This is a genomic window from Streptomyces sp. NPDC057939 (assembly GCF_042887545.1).
Classification (GTDB): Bacteria; Actinomycetota; Actinomycetes; order Streptomycetales; family Streptomycetaceae; genus Streptomyces.
Genome location: NZ_JBHVPG010000116.1, coordinates 1 through 4,285, shown reverse-complemented (window position 1 = coordinate 4,285; position 4,285 = coordinate 1). Strand labels below are relative to the sequence as shown.

Below are 4,285 nucleotides of genomic sequence, written 5' to 3'. Positions count from 1 at the left end.
GACCTCACCGCCTACGCCCACCAGGACCTCCCCTTCGAACGCCTCGTAGAAGCCCTCAACCCCACCCGCACCCTCTCCCACCACCCCCTCTTCCAGACGATGCTCAACCTGAGCACCGCGGGGGGCGCCGCCGACGACACGCTCGTCCTGCCCGGGCTGCGGGTGACGCCCGAGCGGAGCCGGCTCGGCGTCGCGAAGGTGGACCTCGCGTTCGTGCTCGCCGAGACCCGTGCCGGCGACGGGCCGGCCGCCGCTCTGACGGGTGCGCTGGACTACCGGACCGACCTGTTCGACCGGTCGACGGCGCAGTCCCTGGTGGACAGGTTCGTCAGGGTGCTGGAGGAGGTCACCGCGGACCCGGACGTACGGGTCTCCGCGGTCGGGATCCTCAGCCCGGCCGAGCGCGGTGAGCTGCTCGACGCCTGGGCGGGGCCGGTGCTGGAGGACCTCGACGCGACCCTGCCGCAGATGTTCGAGGCGCAGGCCTCCCTGACGCCCGACGCGCCGGCCCTGGTGTCCGGTACCCGGTCGCTGTCGTACGCGGAGCTCAACGCGCGCGCCAACCGGCTCGCCCACCTGCTGCGCCAGGAGGGGGTCCGGCCGGGGACGCCGGTCGTCATGCTGATGGAGCGGTCGGCGGCCCACGTCGTGGCGACCCTCGCCATCTCGAAGGCCGGCGGTGCCTACGCCCCGCTCCACGACACCCATCCGCTCGACCGGATGCGTTTCGTCGTCGACGACACGGGCGCCCCGTTGATCCTCACCGACCGGGTCGAGGAGGCGCGCGCCGCCGAGCTCGGCGCCCGGGTGCTGGTGGTGGACGAGGACGGCGCGCCGGCGGAGCGGCACCCGGACCGGAACCTGGACGTGCGGCTGCGGCCGCTGGACCTGGCGTACGTGATGTACACGTCCGGTTCGACGGGCGTCCCCAAGGGCGTGGCCGTCACCCAGCGCGGTGTCGTCGACCTGGTGCGCGACCACGCCTGGCGGCCGGGGACGCACGCCCGGGTGCTGCTGCACGCACCGCACGCGTTCGACGTGTCCTCGTACGAACTGTGGGTGCCGCTGGTGTCCGGCGGAACGGTCGTCGTGGCACCGCCGGAGCAGTTGGACGCCGTTTCGGTCCGCGAGCTGATCACCACCCACCGCATCACGGCGATCCACCTCACCGCAGGCCTGTTCCGGGTGATCGCCGAGGAGGCCCCGGAGTCGTTCGTCGGGGTGCGGGAGGTCCTCACCGGCGGTGACGTGGTGTCGCCCGTCGCGGTCGCCCGGGTGCTGGAGCACGCGCCGGACACGGTGCTGCGCCACCTGTACGGGCCGACGGAGACGACCCTGTGCGTCACCCAGCACGAGGTGCGGGCCCCGTACACGGCGCAGCCGAGCCTGCCCATCGGACGACCGATGGGCAACACCCGGGCCTACGTGCTGGACCGCTGGCTCCAGCCGGTGCCGGCGGGAGTGCCGGGCGAGCTGTTCATCTCGGGCGGCCTGGCGCGCGGCTACCTGCACCGCGGCACGCTGACCGCCGAGCGGTTCGTCGCCGACCCGTACGGCGGGGCCGGGGAGCGCATGTACCGCACGGGTGACCTCGTACGTCTCAACAGCGCGGGCGACCTGGAGTACCTGGCCCGGGCCGACGACCAGGTCAAGATCCGTGGCTTCCGCGTGGAGCTCGGCGAGATCGAGACCGCGCTCGCCGGGCGCCCCGAACTGGCCCAGGCGGCCGTGATCGTCCGCGAGGACCGGCCCGGGGACCGCAGGCTGGTGGCCTACGTGGTGGGTGACGGCGGTCCGCACGCGGTGGACGCGCAGGCGCTGCGCTCCTTCGTACGGGCGACCCTGCCGGACTACATGGTGCCGTCGGCGTTCGTCACCCTGGAGGCGCTCCCACTGACCGCGAACGGCAAGCTCGACCGCAAGGCGCTCCCCGCCCCCGACCGGACCACCGGGTCCGCCGGGCGGTCGGATCTCACGCCGGTCGAGCGGAGCCTGCGGACGCTGTTCGGTGAGGTCCTGGGCGTGACCGCGGAGGCGGTGGGCGTCGACGACGGGTTCTTCGACCTCGGCGGCGACAGCATCCTCTCCATCCAGCTCGTCGGCCGGGCACGTACGGCCGGCTTCGTCCTGGCGGTCCGTGACGTCTTCGAGCACCAGACGGTCGCCGCGCTGGCCGAGGCGCTGGCGGGACGCGACAGCGGTGTTCCGGAGCGGCTCGCGGAGGTCGCCCCGTACGGGCCCGTGCCGCCCACCCCGGTGATGGCCCGGATCCACGAACTGGGTCTGGGGGGCGACGACTTCAACCAGTCCGTGGTGGTGTCGGTGCCCGCGGGGTTGGACCCGGACCGGTTGGCCTCCGCGTTCCAGCGGGTCCTCGACCACCACGACGCGTTCCGGCTGCGGGCCGGTGCCGACGGCACGATGGAGGTCCTGGAGCCCGGCGCCGTACCGGCCGCGGAGGTCCTGCTGCGCGTCGAAGCACCCGGGACGGTGCCCGCCGAGGACGTGGAGGAACTGGTCACGGCCCTGGCGACCGCCGCCCGGGAGCGTCTGGCACCCGCCGGGGGCCGCATGGTCCAGGCCGTGTGGCTCGACCTCGGCGCCTCCACCGAGGGCCTGCTGATCGTGGTCGCCCACCACCTCGTCGTCGACTCGGTGACCTGGCGGATCGTGGTCCCCGACCTGGAGAGCGCCTACGCGGGCGGCGACCTCGCGCCCGTGGGCACCTCGTGGCGGCAGTGGGCCACCGCGCTCGCGGAGCTCGCCACCGACCCCCGGATCGAGGCCGAGCTCGGCCACTGGGAGGGCACCGCCGCCGGGGACGATCCGCTACGGGTGGACCGTACGCGGGACGTCCACGCGCTGGCGGGCCGCGTCAGCCTCACCCTGCCCACCGCGACGACGGAGGCCCTGCTGACGTGGGTGCCCGGCACGGTCAACGCCGGCGTCAACGACGTCCTGCTGACCGCGTTCGCCCTCGCGGTCGCCGACTGGCGGCGCGGCCGGGGCGGCGACCCCGACGCCCCGGTGGTGGTCGACCTGGAGAGCCACGGCCGGCACGAGGACGCCGTCCCCGGAGCCGACCTCAGCCGCACCGCGGGCTGGTTCACGGCCCTGTACCCCGTCCGCCTGGCGCCGGCAGTCGCCGACTGGAGCCTGGTCCAGCGGGACGGGACGGCCCTCGGCGACGCCCTCAAGCAGGTCAAGGAGCAGCTGCGCGCCGTCCCGGGCGACGGCCTCGGCTTCGGTCTGCTGCGCCACCTCAACGCCGGCACCGGACCACGCCTCGCCGCGCTCCCGGAACCCGGCTTCGGCTTCAACTACCTCGGGCGCAGAACGGCCCCCGCCCCGGGCGCGGCCGGCCCGTGGAGCGTCATCGGCGGTGGTGTCGCCGGTCACCGCCCGGCGGCGCCCATGGCCCACGCCGTCGAGATCAGCGCGGTGGCGCACGACGGCGAGCAGGGCCCGGAACTGCGCGCCGACTGGACCTGGGCACGGAGCCTGATCAGCGACGAGGAGGCCGGGGACCTGGCCGAACTCTGGTTCCGCGCCATCGAAGCACTGGTATCGCACGCAGGCCGCCCCGATGCGGGAGGCCTCACCCCGTCCGACGTGACCCTCGCCTCTCTCAGTCAGTCCGAGATCGAGGAATTCGAAGCCGACCTTGAGTCCGAGTGGGAGATAGAGCAGTGAGCCAGCAACCGTCTCGTTCGCGCAGCAAGATCGAGGACATCCTTTCGCTCTCCCCGCTGCAAGAGGGCTTCCTGTTCCTGAGCCTGTTCCACACGGACGGGCCGGACGTCTACGTCAGCCAGGTCTCCTTCGACCTGGAGGGTCCGTTCGACGCGGCCCGCATGCGGGCGGCGGGCCAGGCCCTGCTCCAGCGGCACGCCAACCTCCGCGCCGGCTTCCGGCAGCGCAAGAACGGCAGCTGGGCGCAGCTGGTCCTGCGGGAGGTGACGCTCCCGTTCGCCGAGGCCGACCTGTCCGGTCTGGCACAGGACGAACAGCGGGCGGAGGCCGCCCGGCTCGCCGCCGCGGACCGCGCCGAACGCTTCGACCTGGGCCGGCCCCCGCTGCTGCGGTTCACGGCCGTCCGACTGGACGAGAACCGGGTCCGGCTGGTCATGACCAACCACCACATCGTGCTCGACGGCTGGTCCATGCCGGTCCTGCTCCGCGAGCTCATGGCGTTGTACGCGGGGGCCGATGGTGGCGCGGCTGCCCTGCCGCGGGTCCGTCCCTACCGGGACTACCTGACGTGGCTGGACGGCCGCGACCGGGA

The 4,285-nt window shown here is 73.8% G+C and carries 2 protein-coding genes; both read left to right on the top strand.

Annotated elements, in window-relative coordinates:
• Positions 1 to 3,693, top strand: a 3,693-nt coding sequence (locus ACFVS6_RS42835) for an amino acid adenylation domain-containing protein (protein WP_389711955.1), incomplete at its 5' end; no start/stop codon positions are given.
• On the top strand, positions 3,690 to 4,285 hold a 596-nt coding region (locus ACFVS6_RS42830; protein WP_389711954.1), incomplete at its 3' end, for a condensation domain-containing protein. The genes ACFVS6_RS42835 and ACFVS6_RS42830, both read left to right, overlap by 4 nt.